The organism is Escherichia sp. 93.0816, assembly GCF_013368855.2.
GTDB lineage: Bacteria > Pseudomonadota > Gammaproteobacteria > Enterobacterales > Enterobacteriaceae > Escherichia > Escherichia ruysiae.
Genome location: NZ_JABWNC020000001.1, coordinates 224,318 through 243,873 on the forward strand (window position 1 = coordinate 224,318; position 19,556 = coordinate 243,873).

At 44.9% G+C, this 19,556-nt stretch carries 20 protein-coding genes, 1 tRNA gene and 4 pseudogenes; 13 read left to right on the top strand and 12 right to left on the bottom strand.

Annotated elements, in window-relative coordinates:
- Positions 1-59: 59 nt before the first annotated feature.
- The 3 genes and pseudogenes from pgrR to HEM79_RS01155 form a co-directional block, all read left to right on the top strand.
- On the top strand, positions 60-959 hold the full coding sequence (pgrR, locus tag HEM79_RS01145; RefSeq protein ID WP_176241194.1) for a DNA-binding transcriptional regulator PgrR: 900 nt from the start codon (positions 60-62) through the stop codon (positions 957-959).
- A 167-nt stretch (positions 960-1,126) separates the two neighbouring features.
- Positions 1,127-1,784: pseudogene (locus tag HEM79_RS01150) on the top strand (epoxyqueuosine reductase QueH).
- Between the two features lie 286 nt (positions 1,785-2,070).
- A pseudogene (locus HEM79_RS01155) lies at positions 2,071-2,237 on the top strand (NADP-dependent isocitrate dehydrogenase); the annotation flags it as partial.
- Positions 2,238-2,348: 111 nt separating this feature from the next.
- On the opposite strand, the pseudogene HEM79_RS01160 reads toward HEM79_RS01155, so the two are convergent.
- A pseudogene (locus HEM79_RS01160) lies at positions 2,349-2,640 on the bottom strand (IS3 family transposase); the annotation flags it as partial.
- Positions 2,641-2,870: 230 nt separating this feature from the next.
- A complete protein-coding gene (locus HEM79_RS01165) occupies positions 2,871-3,164 on the bottom strand; it encodes a hypothetical protein (RefSeq protein ID WP_016158092.1) in 294 nt (97 codons plus the stop codon).
- Positions 3,165-3,479: 315 nt separating this feature from the next.
- Between HEM79_RS01165 and HEM79_RS01170 the strand changes: the two genes are divergently transcribed.
- Both HEM79_RS01170 and HEM79_RS01180 read left to right on the top strand, forming a co-directional pair.
- A tRNA-Ile gene (locus tag HEM79_RS01170) sits at positions 3,480-3,555 on the top strand.
- Positions 3,556-4,305: 750 nt separating this feature from the next.
- Positions 4,306-4,684, top strand: a pseudogene (locus tag HEM79_RS01180) (hypothetical protein); the annotation flags it as partial.
- Positions 4,685-4,771: 87 nt separating this feature from the next.
- On the opposite strand, the gene HEM79_RS01185 reads toward HEM79_RS01180, so the two are convergent.
- A complete protein-coding gene (locus tag HEM79_RS01185) occupies positions 4,772-5,488 on the bottom strand; it encodes a YebC/PmpR family DNA-binding transcriptional regulator (protein ID WP_000532905.1) in 717 nt (238 codons plus the stop codon).
- A 309-nt stretch (positions 5,489-5,797) separates the two neighbouring features.
- The gene (locus HEM79_RS01190; RefSeq protein ID WP_010345776.1) at positions 5,798-6,127 is read right to left on the bottom strand and encodes a YkgJ family cysteine cluster protein; all 330 of its coding nucleotides are present in this window, start codon (positions 6,125-6,127) and stop codon (positions 5,798-5,800) included.
- Positions 6,128-6,998: 871 nt separating this feature from the next.
- On the opposite strand from HEM79_RS01190, the gene HEM79_RS01195 reads away from it, so the two are divergent.
- On the top strand, positions 6,999-8,522 hold the full coding sequence (locus tag HEM79_RS01195; RefSeq protein WP_176241193.1) for a cyclic diguanylate phosphodiesterase: 1,524 nt from the start codon (positions 6,999-7,001) through the stop codon (positions 8,520-8,522).
- Positions 8,523-8,693: 171 nt separating this feature from the next.
- On the top strand, positions 8,694-8,912 hold the full coding sequence (ymgF, locus tag HEM79_RS01200) for a cell division-associated protein YmgF (protein ID WP_001043534.1): 219 nt from the start codon (positions 8,694-8,696) through the stop codon (positions 8,910-8,912).
- Between the two features lie 305 nt (positions 8,913-9,217).
- On the opposite strand, the gene HEM79_RS01205 is transcribed toward ymgF, so the two are convergent.
- The 6 genes from HEM79_RS01205 to minC form a co-directional block, all read right to left on the bottom strand.
- Complete coding sequence (locus tag HEM79_RS01205) at positions 9,218-9,553, bottom strand: YmgD family protein (protein WP_000979974.1); 336 nt, start codon at positions 9,551-9,553, stop codon at positions 9,218-9,220.
- 3 nt (positions 9,554-9,556) lie between these two features.
- Complete coding sequence (locus HEM79_RS01210) at positions 9,557-9,901, bottom strand: YMGG-like glycine zipper-containing protein (RefSeq protein ID WP_000730702.1); 345 nt, start codon at positions 9,899-9,901, stop codon at positions 9,557-9,559.
- A 1-nt stretch (position 9,902) separates the two neighbouring features.
- Positions 9,903-10,055, bottom strand: coding sequence for a hypothetical protein (locus tag HEM79_RS22955; RefSeq protein WP_370906317.1), 153 nt, complete (start codon positions 10,053-10,055; stop codon positions 9,903-9,905).
- Between the two features lie 446 nt (positions 10,056-10,501).
- Positions 10,502-10,768 (bottom strand): cell division topological specificity factor MinE, encoded by a 267-nt coding sequence (gene minE, locus HEM79_RS01215; protein ID WP_001185665.1) that lies wholly within the window; start codon positions 10,766-10,768, stop codon positions 10,502-10,504.
- Between the two features lie 3 nt (positions 10,769-10,771).
- A complete protein-coding gene (gene minD / locus HEM79_RS01220; RefSeq protein WP_000101043.1) occupies positions 10,772-11,584 on the bottom strand; it encodes a septum site-determining protein MinD in 813 nt (270 codons plus the stop codon).
- Between the two features lie 23 nt (positions 11,585-11,607).
- On the bottom strand, positions 11,608-12,303 hold the full coding sequence (gene minC, locus HEM79_RS01225) for a septum site-determining protein MinC (RefSeq protein ID WP_010345785.1): 696 nt from the start codon (positions 12,301-12,303) through the stop codon (positions 11,608-11,610).
- A 128-nt stretch (positions 12,304-12,431) separates the two neighbouring features.
- On the opposite strand from minC, the gene HEM79_RS01230 reads away from it, so the two are divergent.
- The 3 genes from HEM79_RS01230 to HEM79_RS01240 all read left to right on the top strand — a co-directional run bounded on the left by HEM79_RS01230 (position 12,432) and on the right by HEM79_RS01240 (position 13,995).
- A complete protein-coding gene (locus HEM79_RS01230; protein ID WP_021550642.1) occupies positions 12,432-12,725 on the top strand; it encodes a YcgL domain-containing protein in 294 nt (97 codons plus the stop codon).
- 71 nt (positions 12,726-12,796) lie between these two features.
- Positions 12,797-13,456 carry a fumarylacetoacetate hydrolase family protein gene (locus tag HEM79_RS01235; RefSeq protein WP_000284295.1) on the top strand — a complete coding sequence of 220 codons (660 nt, stop codon included), beginning with the start codon at positions 12,797-12,799 and terminating at the stop codon, positions 13,454-13,456.
- Between the two features lie 92 nt (positions 13,457-13,548).
- Entirely contained in the window at positions 13,549-13,995 is a 447-nt protein-coding gene (locus HEM79_RS01240; RefSeq protein WP_203218637.1) for a YcgN family cysteine cluster protein, read from the top strand.
- Positions 13,996-14,538: 543 nt separating this feature from the next.
- On the opposite strand, the gene znuB is transcribed toward HEM79_RS01240, so the two are convergent.
- Positions 14,539-15,324: a zinc ABC transporter permease subunit ZnuB gene (znuB, locus tag HEM79_RS01245; RefSeq protein WP_000571472.1), complete on the bottom strand. Its 786-nt coding sequence runs from the start codon at positions 15,322-15,324 to the stop codon at positions 14,539-14,541.
- Positions 15,321-16,076, bottom strand: coding sequence for a zinc ABC transporter ATP-binding protein ZnuC (znuC, locus tag HEM79_RS01250; protein WP_000202981.1), 756 nt, complete (start codon positions 16,074-16,076; stop codon positions 15,321-15,323). Before znuC ends, znuB begins: the two co-directional genes overlap by 4 nt.
- Positions 16,077-16,154: 78 nt before the next feature.
- Between znuC and znuA the strand changes: the two genes are divergently transcribed.
- From znuA to lpxM, 3 genes are all read left to right on the top strand, one after another.
- A complete protein-coding gene (gene znuA, locus HEM79_RS01255) occupies positions 16,155-17,087 on the top strand; it encodes a zinc ABC transporter substrate-binding protein ZnuA (protein ID WP_024195121.1) in 933 nt (310 codons plus the stop codon).
- 15 nt (positions 17,088-17,102) lie between these two features.
- On the top strand, positions 17,103-18,425 hold the full coding sequence (gene mepM, locus HEM79_RS01260) for a murein DD-endopeptidase MepM (RefSeq protein ID WP_001184035.1): 1,323 nt from the start codon (positions 17,103-17,105) through the stop codon (positions 18,423-18,425).
- Positions 18,426-18,543: 118 nt separating this feature from the next.
- A complete protein-coding gene (lpxM, locus tag HEM79_RS01265; RefSeq protein ID WP_010357026.1) occupies positions 18,544-19,515 on the top strand; it encodes a lauroyl-Kdo(2)-lipid IV(A) myristoyltransferase in 972 nt (323 codons plus the stop codon).
- The last annotated feature ends 41 nt before the right edge of the window (positions 19,516-19,556 follow it).

Sequence of the window (19,556 nt, forward strand, 5' to 3'; positions counted from 1 at the left end):
CCCAAAATCATGATTAGACCTATCATTTAAATGATTAATAGATTGTATGGAGATACTGAATGAAGCGTGAAGAAATCGCTGATCTGATGGCGTTTGTCGTCGTTGCAGAGGAGCGTAGCTTCACTCGTGCAGCAGCCCGACTGAGTATGGCGCAGTCAGCTTTAAGCCAGATAGTACGCCGTATAGAAGAACGATTGGGATTGCGGCTTCTGACGCGAACCACGCGCAGCGTTGTACCAACTGAAGCGGGCGAGCATCTTTTGTCTGTTCTTGGCCCTATGCGGCATGACATAGATTCTGCCCTGACATCCCTGAGCGCTCTGCAGAACCGCCCATCCGGGACAATACGTATTACTACTGTAGAACATGCAGCAAAAACGATATTGTTACCAGCCATGCGCACATTCCTGAAATCACACCCTGAAATTGATATTCAGCTTATCATTGATTATGGTTTGACCGATGTCGTTTCTGAACGTTTTGATGCAGGTGTCCGTCTGGGAGGGGAGATGGATAAAGATATGATTGCCATTCGAATCGGACCTGATATACCAATGGCTATTGTTGGTTCACCGGATTATTTTTCCCGCCGAAGTGTTCCAACGTCAGTGTCACAATTAATAGATCATCAGGCAATTAATTTGTATCTTCCCACATCGGGTACAGCAAACCGCTGGAGATTAATACGCGGTGGACGTGAAGTTCGTGTTCGCATGGAAGGTCAGCTTTTACTGAATACCATAGACCTGATCACTGATGCTGCAATTGATGGGCATGGATTAGCGTATCTACCTTATGATCAGGTTGAGCGGGCTATTAAAGAAAAAAAACTGATACGTATTCTGGATAAATTCACACCAGATTTACCCGGTTATCACCTGTACTATCCACACCGTCGACATGCTGGCTCGGCATTCTCATTATTTATAGATAGAGTGAAGTATAAAGGTGTTGTTTAGTTCTGATACGTTAATTTAATTCCTCCCTTAACGTATTGACGGTTACTTTCAACGTTTTGGTCGTTGTTTCTTCTTCGTACAATGACGGCAATTACGTCCTCTTACTTTTATTATCGCGGAAGTTAATACCAGAATTTCTGACTACACTATTGCTAACAAATGCATTTATGAATAACACTGATTTTAAACGCCCACAATTAACATTGCCGAATGGAGCAAACAAACTGCTGTTACACTCGTGCTGTGCGCCCTGCTCTGGAGAGATTATGGAGGCGATTGAGGCCTCGGGAATTGATTACACTATATTCTTTTATAATCCTAATATTCACCCGCAGAAGGAGTACCTTATCCTTAAGGAAGAGAATATGCGTTTTGCTGAAAAACATGGCGTGCCTTTTGTTGATGCTGATTATGATACCGAAAACTGGTTTGAACGTACGAAAGGAATGGAAACCCGAAAGTGGTGTTCGGTGTTCAATGTGCTTTGACATGCGCCTTGAGCGCACAGAATTGTATGCTGCTGAACACGGATTCAGCGTGATTAGCAGTTCACTTGGAATTTCTCGTTGGAAGAACCTGCAGCAGGTTAACGATAGTGGACGACGAGCTGCGGCGCGTTATCCGGGAATGGTGTACTGGGATTATAACTGGCGTAAGCAGGGAGGTTCATCGCGCATGATCGAGATTAGCAAGCGTGAGCAGTTTTACCAGCAGGAGTATTGTGGCTGCTTCTATTCACTACGTGATGTGAATATGTATCGTAAATCGCAGGGCAGGCCGCTCATTAAACTCGGCAAACTTTACTATGGTAAGGAAAATGAATAACACTGCATCAGTGTATTTTTTACTATGCAGTAATTCATAGCACAAAGGTGGGACAAAACTGAGACATATAAGGTTTCACAATGGTCTGCAAGGCTTCACATGTATTGAGTTGTTAATAAAATGTAGACTTGTAATTTTGATATAAATGGCAGAGAAAATCTTCCCCCAAAATAAAAACTAACATCAATGAAATCAAACAGTTGAACAAAGTTGATTTTGGCTAATAAAAAGACAATAAAATAATATTTATCATTAAATATCAGTGGGTTGAACACATGGTTTTTATATACTGCTGCGCCATATGGGCTGGACTGAAGCGGCTGACCTGATTGTTAAAGGTATGGAAGGCGCAATCAACGCGAAGACCGTAACTATGACTTCGAACGTCTGATGGAAGTCGCTAAGCTGCTGAAATGCAGCGAGTTTGGTGATGCGATCATCAAGAATATGTAATCACTACATGTGTTAAATATTATAACGGGCGTATAACACGCCCGTTTTTTTGTTAGCTTGCTAAGGGTTATCAAAACCCCCTGATAGTTTGGTGGGGCAGATAGCAGTTCTACTCATTGTAGCGATGCTTTTTTCTCCGGCCGAACCGTGGCTGATGCCATGTAGCTCAAGTACCTGACAGCGTAATACGGCACATCTGCCGTCTGGTTTTCCAGAACGGTTTTTCCAGTATTTGTAGCTACTGCGATGAACCCCGAACACGTGGTAGAGAGTGACCACAGGATAACGCGCCCTGAGTTTCCCGATTATCGAGAACTGTTCAAGGGAGCCGCATCAAGAGCACGGTAGCCTTTTTAAATATTTCGTTTTCCATTTCAATTCGTTGTCGCTTTTTCTTTAGCTCACTTTTTCCCGTATCTGTGATAAGTTAAGCGCAATGATAGACTTTTTATGTCTGTGTTAGGGTATTAATACAAACCCGCAGATATACGGTTTTTTGCTTCGGTAATTCACAGGTAAATCCGAAAAGATCTTCGCCAGCGGACTGCCGGAGATGAAATGTTATGTTCAGCAATTTCGGAAAACTGACTTGTTGATATATAGTGTGGTCTGTAAACACATTGATTGTGAACGTCAATATCTTGTCAGGGTCTCACTACATAGTCGCAATGCATCATTCAGAACCTTATAACTCTCCTGTGTTGCATCTTTTATACCAGTCTCCCTTATTGGTCTTCCTTCTGTTGAATATTCGATCCAGAATGAACCAGAGAAGTTTGACATTTTGTATGTTGCGAATTCTTTTGCATTAATAGGTAGCCTGGTGCCATTGAGATCCATTATATAACCACTTTCATGGATGGACCTGGAAAGGCAATTGATTATTTCGTTTATTGGTACACTACTGTCTAAGTGAGGATGCTCCATAACGGCTCCTGTACAGAGAATACTTAGAAATATTATAAAAACATTTTTTTTCATAGTTAAGATATTTTTTAATGTTTTTGATATGTGGTCTATCGTGGTGATAGATATATCTGTTGAATCCTTTTGTTTCAAAATATGATGAAATTTTTGTTTTGATAATGGTTAAAGCCTTATTGTTTTTATAAGGTGATATAAATCATCAAAATATACAATACGATTAATGCCTTTATTGGATAAGAAAATATCAATTTTTATTTATAATGCGATAATGTAAACTGTATATATATGTTTCTAAGGGAGTAAATTCGTTTTTCTGGCTCTTTAGCTCAGTGGTGAGAATGAGCGACTCATAATCGCCTGGTCGCTGGTTCAAATCCAGCAAGGGCCACCAGCCATACAGCCATTAGCTCAGCAGGCAGAGTCACTGACTTGTAACCAATGGGGCACCAGTTCAATTCAGGTAGTCGGTACCATGCGTTGGTGTTAAAAAATCATCGCATGGTGACTCCTCTGTGCGAAGGGGGAGATCAGCAGGCCGCTATCACTCCTTTTTCTTTATTTGAGCAAATTTTGATATTGTACCGAAATAGTATAAACCTGCCGTTGAGTGGATTTTGTTGTTTCGGATACAGGAAAATCCGTAATTATCATATTCCGATAACAAATTAATTGTATTTGATAAAATTATGTATTTTCGAGATTATAGTATTGATACCATTTTTCTTATTTGTTAAAAAAATACCTGCATGGTGAATCCCCCTGTGCGGAGGGGCATATCAGCAAGGTTGCAAATATCCTTCGGCTTTAGCGGCAATATTGCGGGTTCGGATGCTGATGCCGGACTCACCGGGAGGCACCCGGCACCATGCAGATGATGGAACATTGCGCATACAAAAACCTGCCCTTCTCCGGAAGGGCTTTTTTATGGGCAAGTATCATGAGTTATATATTGGATATTTTTATTATCTTTCGATATTAGTTACAAGGTACAGGGCTGTGCAATACCTTAACCTATATGTAATGTGTTGAATTCATAATATTGCCAGTAGGCGCCCTTTTTATTTGCTGACGTTAGCCTCGTTGCTCACTGCAATCTGATTTATTCAACAGTCCTTCTTCAGGGGGATATCGATAATCAGAGATACCAGAAGCTGAGGACGTTTCCTTTACGGATATGCAGCTGCGCCAGTGCGATGTTGCTGCACTTGATGCGAAATACACAAAGGAGTTAGCCGTTGCGAAAGCAGAATGCTGTGTATGTGGAGATCCCGTCGAAAATGAGCGTATCGAGGTTTATGGGCCATCTGAAGAGTAAACGCAGTCTGATGCTCTGTGAGCAATTTAGAGATCTAAAATTCAAATACAGGAACAGGGAGTTTTGGTGTAGAAGTTATTATTTAGATACGCTGGGTAAGAACACAGCAAAGATACAAGAATATATAAAGCAACAGCTCGAAGAAGATAAAATTGGCGAACAATTATTGAACCCATATCCAGGCAGCTCGTTTACCGGGCGTAAGTAACGAAGTTGAATGCAAATGTTAGACCATATGCACCAGTTAGCGCGCATCTGAAAAACCTCCGGCATAGCCGGAGGATATTTATAATTAGAGATTAGCAACGTTATGATAAACTTTTTGGACATCATCATCATCTTCGAGGGCATCAACAAGCCCTTCAAAGATTTCTAAATCTTCTGGTGAAAGTTCAACTTCTGATTGAGCAATCAATTCTAATTCTGTTGTTGAAAACTCAGTAATACCGGCAGCTTTCAGAGCTGCAATTCCTTTGTGAAGATCTGTAGGTTCAGTATAAATAACGATGCTTCCTTCTTCTTCAGTCACATCACGAACATCTACTTCGGCATCGAGCAAGATTTCAAAAATATGGTCAGGGTTTGTTCCTTTAAATACAATCACACCAGTATTGTCAAACATATAGCTGACAGAACCTGCTGCTCCAATATTTCCGCCTTTTTTATTGAAAATTGTGCGAATATTAGCAATTGTACGATTAACATTTGAAGTCAACGTTTCAGCGATAATCATTGAACCATTTGGTCCAAAGCCTTCATAACGTCCTTGTACGAACGTTTCATCTCCGCCACCTTTGGCTTTATCAATGGCTTTATCAATAACGTGTTTTGGAACTTGTGCCTGCTTCGCACGTTCAATAACGAATTTTAAAGATGTGTTTAATTCTGGGTCTGGTTCACCTTGTTTAGCGGCAGCATAGATTTCCACACCGAATTTTGCATATATTTTAGACGTTGCACCGTCTTTAGCCGTTTTTTTAGCAACAATATTGGCCCATTTACGTCCCACTGGAATGATCTCCTCGAAATTTATTTACATTACTGACAAGTTGATAACCTGTGTTTATTCGCCATATTATAGCATAACACGGAAAAAATCGTCTATGAAAAATAAAATATGATAATGTTACAGATGTACTTTTATTTTATCAATGGTTAATAATTGTTGATGAGCTGTTTTATAATTTATTTTGGTTTTCTCCTGTATTTATTTTTAATGATTTGACCGCGACAGTAATGTCGCGGCATATTTAGTTTTGCTACCTGGATATATTGTTGAGGATGACGATCGTATGGGGCTAATTAAATTTGAAAAAATTTAAATTGGAGGTAGTCCATATTTAGCTCGGGCGCGATTACATGCCTCATTAATTTCACCATGCTCGCCTGACATGGCGAATTCTCTACATGTGGATGAGCGGTTTTTATATATTGTGCAGCAGGCGTTTTTTCCAGGCGTTCCTGCCAGGGCAATACAGCGTGGGTTCTTCTGGTTAGTACCGCGCATACATCGGTGGTAAGGGGATATCTGCTCAGTAAGATGAGCCGGTATGGTTCCACCTGCATCATCAGCTTCGGCCCAGTAAAAAGAGACGCGGAAAAATGCACAACAGGCACCACACGCCATGCATGGATTCAGATTGCTCATAATTCACCAGTACTTCTATATAAATATCACAACAAAACCGCAGACACGACGTATAAAGGCGCGTGCCTGCGGCAGGCTGGCGAACTTTCTATAGTGCGAGTATTGAATGATTACCAGCCGTTATCAATTTTACATATCTATTTAGATATGACCAGACAAGTTGAATGCAACCATGAAGAGTTAATCTTTACAATTTGTAACATGGGGGGGGAATGTCTTACGTAACCAGAGTTCGCATTATATGGTTTCTATAGCCTGACTTGCTAAATAAGAATATATCGCGCTCTTTCTAATTCTAACTGGTTATAGATGTTATCAGAAAAAGTTATTTCTCTGGTTTTCAGGAATGTAAAAAATACACGTTTTGACTTGTACAAGTTATATCACTGCTCTCGGTTTTTCACATTCATTCCAGTGACATTGCTGCATGTAATGGATCTGATTTTGGATGCCGCTATTGATGGATACGGTCTGTTATGAGCAGGTGCCGTGTGCGATTGAAGAAAAAGCTGGGTCGCGTAGAGTAACAATTTACACTGCCTTACCTCGGTATCACCTTTACTGTCCCCATCGACGTTGTACCAGTTCAGCATATCCTTACTCATTGATACAGTTAAGTATTAAAGGATGAGTACACAGAGAACGTTGCCTACCCAATATTCTTGTTCTGGTTTGTTGCTCAATACGTCTTCTCTGCCTTAGGGGCAATCAATTAACGCGCACTTGCGATTTTCATCCAACATTGAAGGTATTACGGCATGGTGGGTAAAATTTCATCAAGAACGTGGATATTTCTGATTCTCTCTACCATGCTCTCTGTAGACGCCAGATTGAGCGAATGAACAGAGAATAAAGGTCCTGGGACACGCGAATGCGCAATACACTTATCCCCATCCTCGTTGCGGTGTGCCTGTTTATTACTGGCGTCTCTATTTTGAATATTCAGCTCTGGTATTCCGTAAAAGCAGAGAGTCTTGCAGGGGCGAGGTACGCCGCCAACAACATTAATCATATTCTTGAGGAAGCGTCACAGGCGACTCAAACGGCAATGGAAATTGCAGGGAAGAGGTGCGATCTGGATGAACAATATCAGCTAGGTACAGAAGCCGCGCTGAAACCCCATCTGCGGACGATCATCATTCTCAAACAAGGTGCGGTCTGGTGTACATCGCTGCCGGGTAATCGAGTACTGCTATCTCGTATTCCTGTGATACCTGACAGTAATTTGCTGTTGGCTCCGGCGCTCGACACTGTAAATAGATTACCCATTCTGCTCTATCAGATTCAGTTCGCTGAGACGCGTATTCTGGTGACTATTAGCGACCAGCATATCCGTGGGGCGCTCCATGTGCCGTTGAAGGGGGTGAAATATAGTTTGCGCGTGGGGGATAATATTATTGGGCCGTCGGGAGATGTGACAACTCTCAATGGCAGACATCAATTTTCTGGACGGGTTAACTCCACTGAATATCATTTCAGTATTATCTATAACCAGCCGCCACTATTTAGCTTTACCAGAATGATAGACAAAGGTTTGGGTATTTTGATATTCAGCTTGTTAATATCCTGTTCCGCTGCCTTTTTACTTGATAAATATTTCAATAAAACAGACACACCTGAAGAGATTCTGCGTAGAGCGATAAGTAATGGTGAGATTGTGCCTTTTTACCAACCGGTAGTTAATGGTCGGGAAGGGACGTTACGCGGCGTAGAAGTCCTTGCCCGATGGAAACACCCACGTGGAGGATATATTTCACCTGCAGCGTTTATTCCACTTGCTGAAAAATCAGGGTTGATAGTTCCGCTCACTCAAAGTTTGATGAGTCAGGTCGCCACACAAATGAACGCGATCGCCAGTAAACTGCCGGAAGGATTTCATGTTGGGATCAATTTTAGCGCCTCGCATATTATTTCGCCGACATTTGTTGAAGAATGTCTGACATACCGCGACAGCTTCACTCGCCATGATTTGAATCTCGTTCTTGAAGTTACTGAGCGTGAAGCGTTGCATGTTGATGAAAATTTGGTTCAGCGATTGAACATTCTGCATGAAAATGGTTTTGTTATCGCGCTGGATGATTTTGGTACGGGCTACTCAGGGCTTTCTTATCTCCATGATCTGCACATCGATTATATTAAGATTGATCACAGTTTCGTCGGTCGGGTCAATGCAGATCCTGATTCCACCCGGATTCTGGACTGTGTGCTGGATCTGGCGCGCAAACTTTCTATCAGTATTGTCGCCGAAGGCGTCGAGACGAAGGAGCAGCTCGACTATTTGAACCAGAATAATATTACGTTCCAGCAAGGGTACTATTTCTATAAACCGGTGACGTATATTGAACTCGTCAAAATTATTCTCTCAAAACCGAAGGTGAAAGTGGTTGTTGAGTGAATATTGCACTAGTTGACATAGCATGATGATATTTGGCTGAAAATTGATCAGCAAGGCGATGAAATGGTGCAATTGTAGACAGGTAATTAGCTCGTTGCTTCTTGTTACTATTGTTCATTATTTTGTTTGCTATAATTGTCTGAAGATTTTGTCAGGATCACCGTAAGTAGCATGAACAAAAGTAATAGCCTGGATTATTTCTCTTTGTATATCATCTTTTCCATTGCGTTTATGCTGATCTCCATCCTGATTATCCTGGTCGCCAAACCCAGCATCTGGCTAGGAGAAGTGCTTGTTACCATAAATTTAATCAATGCACTGGTTTGGCTGGTAATCAATTTGCTTAACCGGTTAAGAGAGAAGCTGGTAAGCCAAAGGGATCAGCATTAACCCTTCTTTTCAATACGTTTTGACAATTTGGGCTAACAGATATTTGATCAGAAATGCGTATAAATCTAATCAGTAGATGATTAATCTTTGAAACTGGAAAAACTGGTCAGGTTTAGTTTTGGGGAAATTACTCTGCGGTGAGGAGTGTGTATATGGATATGATTGCAGTAAAATAGTTTTTGATACAGTGAAAACTGACGGAATAAACCAAAGTCAAATACTAACACTTCATTTTTGTTTATAAGCACATCCACCCGCTAAAAATATACCGCGTCGAATAAATCGACGCGGTACTACATTAACTATTATTTTTTGCCGATGGCACGCATGGTGTCATCAATTGCGGTAATTAACAGCATTTGCGGATCTTTAGCACAAACCTGATTCAGTTTTTCTACCACTTTGGCACTCAGTTCTGGAGATTGCTCAATTTTTAAATCACGGCTAGTAACGCTGGCATTACCCATTACCGCGACGATATCTGCAACCTGTGCGCTGTCAGTTTTTGCCATTTCGTTGGCTTCTGCGCAAGTAATGTAGGTTTCTGCCGGCAGGCCGTTCTTAATATTATAATCCTGCGCCCAGGTCATTGGTGCGAAAACAAACAGTCCAGCCAGTAAAGCAAATTTTTTCATCATCATACCTTATTTCATTTTACCCAGAATGGCACCACCTGTACCACCAATCACAGCACCTTTAATCGCGCCTTCCAGACCATTGCCGGTCAGGACGCCAGTGACTGCGCCAACGGCCGCACCTACTTTTGCGCCTTTACGGGCATTTTTACCGTCGCGACCTTTTTCAGTTACTGCGCCAACACCTGCACCTACAGCAGCACCTTTCAGTACGCCATTTACACCATTGCCAGTCAGTAAGCCTACGCCTGCGCCTAACAATGCGCCTTTAGTGGTGCGATTCATATCCGCCATGGCTGGCGTGGAGCAGAGTAATATTGAGATGAGCCCGAAGGCGAGTGTTTTTTTCTTCAACTTAGATGTCCGGTATTAAGTAAGTTGCACACACAATAATTTCGTCTTCAATTAAGAGCAGCTTAACTAAAGAACGCTCGATATTATTCAGATCATTCAAAATGAGCGCGGTTTGTATAATAAGAGTTATGTTTTTTGCTTGAATGGGAATAATCTTAAATAAGAATTAACTCATTGATTTTGAATATTTTATTCAAGAAATGTCATCAAATGTTAACATTGCATTGCAAAGGTAAGACAATCTGAAATATCAATATTATTGTGTAATTTATATGTGAACAATATTTATCAGAAAACGTAATATTAGTGATTTTATTCTGGTGGCGATAATGTGAATTAGTTGCGACTTAATTTGACGCTGGAGCTTGAAGGGGGAGTGTTACCGTTTATACAAAACAGGAGGTAATTCCCATTTCCTGTACTAACAACGCAGCAACCAAATGAGCGAACTCAACAGAGGGAAGGGGGCTGTGCCTGGACGCCGATGACAACATTACTTAATAGCGAACCGGGGAAGAGAAAAATTTAACCAGGGTGTAATCTGACAGATACCTGAATAAATAACCGGTAACTGTCAGATCGGACCTGAGCTAATACAGCTTATTTCAGCTCTTCTGCTTCCGGCAGGGTCACGTTCAACTCAAGAATGGAAATATCACCATCTTTTTGCTCAAGCTGTACGGTCACCATCTCGGGATCGATTTGTACGTATTTACAAATGACCTCAAGAATATCTTTACGCAACTGGGGCAGATAGTGTGGTTCTGCATCGCTGCGACGGCGTTCAGCAACAATAATTTGCAACCGTTCTTTTGCAATGTTGGCCGTGTTTTTCTTCCGTGAGAGAAAGAAATCGAGTAATGCCATAACTTATCCTCCGAACAAGCGTTTGAGGAAGCCTTTCTTCTCTTCTTCAATGAAGCGGAAAGGACGTTCTTCTCCCAACAGACGTTCTACGGTATCAGCGTAGGCTTTACCCGCATCGGCGTTGATATCGAGAATAACCGGTTCCCCCTGGTTAGAGGCGCGCAATACTGATTGATCCTCTGGGATCACGCCGACGAGCTTGATGCGCAGGATCTCCAGCACGTCTTCCATGCTCAACATGTCTCCTTTGTGCACGCGACCAGGGTTATAGCGCGTTAACAGCAGGTGCTCTTTTATGGGTTCTTCGCCGTTTTCTGCGCGACGTGATTTCGACGCCAGAATACCTAAAATACGGTCAGAGTCACGAACTGATGAGACTTCCGGGTTGGTGGTAATAATGGCCTCATCAGCGAAATAAAGAGCCATTAATGCACCGGTTTCAATACCCGCCGGTGAGTCACAAACGATAAACTCAAAGTCCATCGCTTTCAGGTCATCAAGAACTTTGGCCACCCCTTCGCGGGTGAGGGCGTCTTTATCGCGAGTTTGCGATGCCGGGAGAATATAGAGGTTATCAGTACGCTTATCCTTAATTAACGCCTGATTTAGCGTTGCATCGCCCTGAATGACGTTGACGAAATCGTAAACGACCCGGCGCTCGCAACCCATAATCAGGTCGAGATTACGCAAGCCGATATCAAAATCGATCACGACAGTTTTCTTTCCCTTCTGGGCCAAACCAGTGGCGATGGCCGCGCTGGAGGTTGTCTTTCCAACGCCCCCTTTCCCCGAAGTAACAACAATAATGCGTGCCATAAAAATTCCTTGTTAAAAAGGGATCAATTTAACGATTGAACGGTCAAAGCGTTTTCGACTAATTGCAGTCGTGCCGCTTTGCCATAAAATTCTGCTGGGATTTTATCGCTCAGCCAGTATTCACCGGCGATAGAGACCAGTTCTGCCATCAGACTCGTACAAAATATTTGTGCTTCCCGATCACCACTTGCCCCGGCTAGCGCACGACCGCGCATCATGCCATAGACATGAATGTTACCATCTGCGATCAATTCTGCCCCTGCGCTAACATGGCTTGTAACAATCAGATCACATTGTGGCGCATAAATGCGCTGACCGGAACGTACAGGGGTATCTATTAAGCGTGTTTTTGTGTCCGGTGTTGTATTTTTCGCAGGAACCTGGGGGGCCGGTGCTGGACGTGGCGCTTTTTCCTTTCCTTCAGTCAGGATTGGCAACCCCATCTTTTCGATTTCAGCTTTCAGCTTCGCATTTTTGCAGCCACTGACACCAATGATCCGCAAGCCTGTTGCTGAGATAGCTTTGTGCATTGCTGGCCAGTTGACCTGTTCTTCGAGGCCACTGACATTGAGTACGATGGGAGCATGATTTAAAAATGCCGGAGCCTGAGCGATTTTGTCTTCCAGCGCCTGATGAATAACCTTAGGTTCTGCCTCATGCAGATGAACCACAGATAAGGTGAAGCTGCTACCTTTAAGCTCGATTGGCGTGTTTGACATCCTGGCCTTACTCAATTAGCTAATTACCATCATCATCAGCGTGCGATGATATTACGAAGACTATAAGGCATGTTATAGTCTGGATTATATTGAGGCAAGTCACCCCCCCATTTATTCAGAGTAAAATTATGTTTTGTGTGATCTATCGAAGTAGTAAACGTGACCAGACCTATTTATATGTTGAAAAAAAAGACGACTTTTCACGTGTTCCAGAGGAGCTGATGAAAGGTTTTGGTCAACCGCAACTTGCGATGATTCTTCCATTGGACGGGAGAAAGAAACTGGTAAATGCCGATATTGAGAAAGTTAAACAGGCCTTAGCTGAGCATGGCTATTATCTTCAATTGCCACCACCTCCTGAGGATTTGCTGAAGCAACATCTTTCTGTGATGGCGAAAAATACAGACGGCACTAAAAAATAACCAATATCCGGCGGTGGCATCATATTTGTCGGAGCGGGTTTTAAGATCCACGATGAAGTGAGAGGAGCGTTATGTATCAACATCACAACTGGCAAGGTGCGCTGCTGGATTATCCGGTGAGTAAAGTAGTTTGTGTTGGCAGTAATTATGCCAGGCATATTAAAGAGATGGGGAGTGAAGTGCCTGAAGAGCCAGTGTTGTTCATTAAACCTGAAACGGCACTGTGCGATCTGCGCCAGCCATTGGCTATCCCCTCAGATTTCGGCGCGGTTCATCATGAAGTGGAACTGGCTGTGTTGATTGGGGCGACGCTACGTCAGGCCACGGAAGAGCATGTGCGAAAAGCTATTGTGGGTTACGGCGTGGCGCTCGATCTGACATTACGTGATATTCAGGCAAAAATGAAGAAAGCCGGGCAGCCGTGGGAAAAGGCCAAAGCGTTTGATAACTCTTGTCCACTTTCCGGGTTTATTCCCGCCGCAGAGTTCACTGGCGATCCGCAAAATACATCGCTGGGGCTGAGCGTTAATGGCGAACAACGCCAACAAGGTACGACTGCGGACATGATCCATAAAATCGTTCCGCTGATTGCTTATATGAGCAAGTTTTTTACCCTCAAGGCAGGTGACGTTGTGTTAACAGGCACGCCTGATGGTGTCGGCCCGCTACACAGTGGCGATGAACTGACTGTTACTTTCGATGGTCATTCTTTGACAACTCGCGTTTTGTAATACTTTTTTGCCGCCTGAATGAGGCGGCAAAACTTGCATCACTGTGCCAGACTGGTTATAAGGTGCGTTTTAACGTAATGGCGGAACACCTGATGAGCGATATACCTTTCTGGCAAAGTAAAACCCTTGATGAAATGAGCGATGCAGAATGGGAGTCGTTGTGTGATGGTTGTGGTCAGTGCTGCCTGCATAAACTGATGGATGAAGACACCGACGAAATCTACTTCACTAACGTCGCTTGCCGTCAGCTTAATATTAAAACCTGTCAATGTCGGAACTACGAACGCCGCTTCGAGTTTGAACCCGACTGCATTAAATTAACCCGCGAAAACCTGCCAACATTCGAATGGCTACCGATGACCTGTGCTTATCGGTTGCTGGCGGAAGGGAGGACATTGCCAGAGTGGCATCCGCTGATGACTGGTTCGAAAGCGGCAATGCACGGTGAGCGAATCTCTGTACGTCATATTGCAGTGAAAGAATCAGAAGTGATCGACTGGCAGGATCATATACTCAATAAACCGGACTGGGCGCAGTGAGTAGTTGAAACAGAAGGGGTTACTTTCTCGTTTTGAACGGGGCACTGTTGGTGCATCAGAACTGAAATTTACATCCAGAATTGCCAGGGGATTGTCATTATTATCTGCCCCCAATGCGAACAGAAAAATGCCCCTCTGTGCAGTAATGAAGATTGGATTTACTCCTGCACTTAATGCCCGGCGAGCAAATGTGCTGCAATTCATACGCTGTACGAACTTATACTGATACTCCTATTTCTTGGTGCTACATTCCTGTATTTATTGCCAGTTTCCAGAGACTGCTTATCTGCTCACTCACGTTTTTTCGAGAGAACGATAATATTTTTCGCGGGTTAGTGGATCTGGTTTCGCTTTTTCGTGGGGAAATAACTGCAAAGGAAAATTCTTAATATCGTCGTTTAATTTGTCGAATGCGGACATGGATTTTATGCGGACCATATAAACATTCTCTGGTCGCTCGTTCTTACAGAATGGTTTTTTGGTGATACTCGTAATGCGGTGACCTGGTCGATGAAACTGGCACTGTATAGTGCCAGTCGCAATTTAGTTGGCTTGCTTTTTCATCATACTGATAATAAACAACAGCGCCGCACACAGCACCACCGACGGGCCTGCTGGCGTATCGTAAAACGCGGAAAAGGTTAAACCACCGGTTACGGCAATCATCCCCACCAAAACAGCGACACCAGCCATCTGCTCCGGCGTGCGGGCAAAACGACGTGCAGTAGCCGCAGGAATAATCAGCAGCGAGGTAATAATCAACGCGCCGACAAATTTCATTGCCACGCCAATCGTCAATGCCGTCACCAGCATCAACAATAATTTTACGCGCTGTAATTTCACGCCATCAACAAACGCCAGATCCGGGCTAATCGTCATCGACAGTAAATTGCGCCATTGCCAGAACAGAATTGCCACCACGATGACCACGCCAATCGCAATGGAGATCAGATCTTCCGGCGTCACTGCCAGCAAATCACCGAACAGGTATGCCATCAAGTCAACGCGAATGTTAGACATCAGGCTGACGACGACCAGACCCAGCGACAAAGCACTGTGCGCCATAATTCCCAATAATGTATCGATCGCCAGTTGTGGGCGCTTCTCCAGCCATACCAGACCACCCGCCAGTAATAGCGTAACCGCAATCACTGCATAGAAAGGATTCACATCCAGTAGCAGGCCAAACGCGACGCCAAGTAAAGATGCATGCGCCAGCGTGTCGCCGAAATAAGACATACGGCGCCAGACAACAAACGAACCCAGCGGACCTGCAGCACAGGCCAGCATGATCCCGGCTAACCAACCAGGAAATAATAATTCAATCATGAGCGATCATTTCCCCGACGCAGAATAATCCGCCCCTGTAAATCATGGCGGTGATTATGATGATGGCGATATATACCCAGCTGCTCAGCACCGCGAGGTCCAAACATCGAAATAAATTCTGGATGCAGGGAAACGACTTCCGGTGTGCCGGAACAACAGATGTGGTGATTGAGGCAAAGTACTTCATCGGTTTTTGCCATCACCAGATGCAGATCGTGAGAAACCATTAATACGCCACAATCCAGTTCGCGACGCAGTTGATCAATCAGGTCGTACAACGCAACCTGACCATTTACATCCACGCCTTGAGTGGGTTCATCCAGCACTAATAATTGCGGTTGATTTAACAACGCGCGCGCCAGCAGTACACGCTGCGTTTCGCCGCCAGAGAGCTTTTGCATTGGTGCGTCAATCAGATGCCCGGCCTGAACGCGTTTCAGTGCAGGCAGAATGTCTTCTTTATATGTCCCGGGGCGTAAGCGTAAAAAACGGTTTACGGTCAGTGGCAACGTGGTGTCGAGATAGAGCTTTTGCGGCACGTAGCCGATACGCAGTTTTCCGTGGCGCTTGATAACACCTTCATCTGGTGTTACCAGCCCGAGCACAACCCGCACCAGCGTCGACTTACCTGCGCCGTTCGGCCCAAGTAAGGTCAAAATTTTTCCAGGTTTAAGTTCCAGCGACACATCAGAGAGGACGCGGCGTTGGCCAAAAGAAACCGAGACATTTTCCAGGGAAACCAGACTTGTCATGTTAATTTTAGTCTTGCAGTAGTCATGAAATGTTATAATATCACACTTCTTGTATTCATTACGATGATTGGTCGCATTATGTTACATAAAAAAACGCTTCTTTTCGCAGCATTATCCGCCGCTCTCTGGGGTGGTGCAACACAGGCGGCAGATGCCGCCGTTGTTGCTTCGCTTAAACCTATTGGATTCATCGCTTCCGCCATTGCTGATGGGGTAACAGAGACTGAAGTATTACTGCCTGATGGTGCTTCTGAACACGATTATTCACTGCGTCCATCGGATGTAAAACGCTTACAGAACGCGGACTTAGTCGTCTGGGTTGGCCCGGAGATGGAAGCGTTTATGCAAAAGCCGGTGAGCAAATTACCTGAGGCGAAACAGGTAACGATTGCGCAGCTAGATGATGTGAAACCGATGCTGATGAAAAGTATTCACGGCGATGATGATGATCATAACCACGCGGAAAAAAGTGACGAAGATCACCATCACGGCGATTTCAACATGCATCTTTGGCTCTCCCCAGAGATAGCGCGGGCTACAGCGGTTGCAATCCATGAAAAATTAGTGGAACTTATGCCGCAAAGTCGAGCCAAACTTGACGCCAACCTGAAGGATTTTGAGGCACAATTAGTTGCAACCGATAAACAGGTTGGTAATGAGCTCGCGCCGCTCAAGGGAAAAGGTTATTTCGTTTTTCATGATGCTTACGGCTACTTCGAAAAACAATTCGGACTGACACCGCTTGGTCATTTTACCGTTAACCCAGAGATTCAACCGGGCGCGCAGCGTTTACATGAAATAAGAACACAGTTGGTTGAGCAAAAAGCAACCTGCGTTTTTGCTGAACCACAGTTCAGGCCAGCGGTCGTTGAAAGCGTCGCACGAGGGACATCCGTTCGTATGGGAACGTTGGATCCCCTTGGGACGAATATCAAACTGGGTAAAACAAGCTATTCAGAATTTCTGAATCAATTAGCCAACCAGTACGCGAGCTGCCTGAAAGGAGATTAATGAGGAAGTGATTACGTGCAACAGATAGCCCGCTCTGTCGCCCTGGCGTTTAATAATTTACCGCGACCACACCGCGTTATGTTGGGGTCGCTCACCGTTCTTACTCTGGCCGTCGCTGTCTGGCGGCCCTATGTTTACCACCGCGACGCCACGCCAATTGTTAAAACCATTGAGCTGGAACAAAACGAAATCCGTTCACTCTTACCTGAAGCCAGTGAACCGATTGATCAAGCCGCACAAGAAGATGAAGCCATTCCGCAAGATGAACTGGACGACAAGATCGCCGGAGAAGCGGGTGTGCATGAATATGTTGTTTCCACAGGCGATACGCTAAGTAGCATCCTCAATCAATATGGTATTGATATGGGTGATATCACCCAACTGGCTGCTGCGGATAAAGATCTGCGTAACCTGAAAATTGGTCAACAACTCACCTGGACATTAACCGCAGAGGGCGATTTACAACGTCTGACCTGGGAAGTTTCTCGTCGGGAAACGCGTACCTATGACCGCACTGCAGCAAACGGTTTTAAAATGACCAGCGAAATGCAGCAAGGGGAGTGGGTTAATAATCTACTGAAAGGCACTGTAGGGTCGAGCTTTGTTGCCAGCGCCAGAAGTGCTGGTTTAACCAGTGCTGAAGTGAGTGCCGTGATTAAAGCGTTACAGTGGCAGATGGACTTTCGGAAGGTTAAAAAAGGCGATGAATTTGCGGTATTAATGTCACGTGAAATGCTTGATGGCAAACGTGAGCAAAGCCAGTTACTGGGCGTACGTTTGCGTTCCGAAGGTAAGGATTATTACGCTATCCGTGCCGAAGATGGCAAGTTCTATGATCGTAACGGTACTGGTCTGGCGAAAGGATTCTTGCGATTCCCGACGGCGAAGCAGTTCCGTATCTCGTCTAACTTTAACCCGCGTCGTCTGAACCCGGTAACAGGCCGCGTTGCGCCGCACAGGGGCGTTGATTTCGCGATGCCACAGGGTACGCCGGTACTTTCGGTGGGTGACGGTGAAGTGGTTGTAGCCAAACGCAGTGGCGCCGCAGGTTATTATGTTGCGATCCGTCATGGCCGCACCTATACCACGCGTTATATGCACCTGCGCAAGATTCTGGTGAAACCGGGGCAGAAGGTAAAACGTGGCGATCGTATCGCGCTTTCTGGTAATACCGGGCGTTCAACCGGGCCGCATTTGCACTATGAAGTATGGATCAACCAGCAGGCCGTAAACCCGCTGACGGCGAAACTGCCGCGTACCGAAGGGCTGACTGGCTCCGATCGCAGTGAGTTCCTGGCGCAGGCCAAAGAGATTGTGCCGCAGCTACAGTTTGATTAATTAACACCCATTCGCAGCCGGTACGCAGTCAGTACCGGCTTTTTTATTTGGTGCGGGGCAAGTTGCGCCGCTACACTATCAGCAGATTGATATTTGCCTTATCCGAAACTGGAAAAGCATGGAAACGAAAAAAAATAATAGTGAATACATTCCTGAGTTTGATAAATCCTTTCGCCATCCGCGTTACTGGGGAGCCTGGTTGGGTGTGGCGGCGATGGCCGGCATTGCCTTAACTCCTCCGAAATTCCGCGATCCCATTCTGGCGCGGCTGGGACGTTTTGCCGGACGATTGGGTAAAAGCTCACGTCGTCGTGCGTTAATCAATCTGTCTCTTTGCTTTCCAGAACGTAGCGAAGCTGAACGCGAAGCGATTGTGGATGAGATGTTTGCCACAGCGCCGCAGGCGATGGCGATGATGGCAGAACTGGCGATACGCGGGCCGGAAAAAATTCAGCCGCGCGTAGACTGGCAGGGACTGGAAATCATCGAAGAGATGCGGCGTAACGACGAGAAAGTGATCTTTCTGGTGCCGCACGGCTGGGCGGTAGATATCCCCGCGATGCTGATGGCCTCGCAAGGGCAGAAAATGGCGGCGATGTTCCATAATCAGGGCAATCCGGTTTTTGATTATGTCTGGAACACCGTGCGTCGTCGCTTTGGCGGTCGTCTACATGCGAGGAATGACGGCATAAAACCGTTCATCCAGTCGGTTCGTCAGGGGTACTGGGGCTATTATTTGCCCGATCAGGATCATGGCCCGGAGCACAGTGAATTTGTTGATTTCTTTGCAACCTATAAAGCGACGCTGCCCGCGATTGGTCGTCTGATGAAAGTGTGTCGTGCGCGTGTCGTACCGTTGTTTCCGATTTATGACGGCAAGACGCATCGTTTGACGATTCAGGTGCGCCCGCCGATGGATGACTTGTCAGAGGCTGATGACCATACCATTGCGCGGCGGATGAATGAAGAAGTCGAGATTTTTGTTGGTCCGCGACCAGAGCAATACACCTGGATTTTAAAATTGCTCAAGACTCGCAAACCGGGCGAAATCCAGCCTTATAAACGTAAAGATCTTTATCCTATCAAATAGAAAAAGCCTCTCACGAAGAGAGGCTTTCGTCTGATGATAAG